Here is an 840-nt window from a genome sequence, read left to right on the forward strand (position 1 = left end):
TAAACTCGCGGATGCTGAAGCGTGATCACGGGCGACGTGAGGCAGGTGGTGAGCTTCGTCAAAGACATAAATCGTATTTTCTGGCTCTGGTAAGATTACGCCACCACCTAAGTCAGCATCAGCCATAACGAGAGAGTGATTCGCGATGATCACGTCATTTTTATCTAACTCAGAACGCGCCTTTTGAAACGGGCACCCTCTGTGACCTGGCAAACTGTTATTACAGCTGTGTTTGTCGCTGACAATCAATTGCCAGATGCGGTCGTCTATAGGTTTAGGCCAAGCGTCGCGGTCACCATCCCATTTCCCTTGAGCGAGTGAGCGATACATGGTTTCCAGTAATTCAATGTCTTTTTTCTTTGGCTTGGTCTCAAACATCGCTAGTTGACCGCCATCCACACCACTGGCTGTTGCGAGCTTTTCTGCGCAGCAGTAGCGCTGCCTACCTTTGGCAAGAATGAAAGAGAATTCTCTGTCTGTAATACGACGGAATAGAGGAAGGTCTTTATTCACTAGCTGTTCTTGAAGCGCGACGGTTGCCGTTGAGATAACGACTTTGCGGTTGTTATGCACGGCAACTGGTATAGCGGCCATCAAATAAGAAAGTGACTTACCGATCCCTGTGCCTGCTTCTGCTACCAGTATTCGATTGGACTTATGATATTGACCACAAAGCGTCTTTGCGATTTCAGCGACAAGATAATTTTGAGCTCGTCTTGGTACAAAGTTATCGAGTTGAGCTTGTAGGTTTTGATAGCTATTGCGAATCGATTTTTGAATGTTACTGGTCAGCATACGGGCCTCAAATGCGTTGGAGGCGAATAGTAGCACACATCACTA

1 pseudogene is annotated in these 840 nt (G+C 46.9%); it reads right to left on the reverse strand.

Annotation, left to right across the window (positions count from 1 at the left end):
• A pseudogene (locus tag R7Z77_RS24800) lies at window positions 1-795 on the reverse strand (DEAD/DEAH box helicase family protein); the annotation flags it as partial.
• Window positions 796-840: the final 45 nt, after the last annotated feature.

The sequence above is a fragment of the Vibrio sp. 1401 genome (assembly GCF_033340295.1).